This is a genomic window from Pseudomonas sp. AC463 (assembly GCF_979253585.1).
Genome location: NZ_CEEDDZ010001078.1, coordinates 1 through 242 on the forward strand (window position 1 = coordinate 1; position 242 = coordinate 242).

Below are 242 nucleotides of genomic sequence, written 5' to 3' on the forward strand. Positions count from 1 at the left end.
GTGATGAGGATGCCACGGTTGATCAGGTACAGGTGCAAGGCCATCTGCAAGCTGTCATGGAAGGCTGCTTCGGCTTCGGCACCGGTCTTTGGCGCCGTGGCGCAGAACTGGAATTCGCAGCGCGCCCCCAACTCGGTCACCGACCAGTTCAGCCCGTGCTTGCCGATCAGCTGACGCAAGCCCGCCGCCAGGCGTGCAGCCAGGGGCAGCATGTGATCGTAGGCGGTCGGTGTCATCACCTC

General features: G+C 63.6%; 1 pseudogene. It reads right to left on the reverse strand.

The features are described from left to right. A pseudogene (locus AC0IYH_RS33590) lies at window positions 1-242 on the reverse strand (aspartate aminotransferase family protein); the annotation flags it as partial.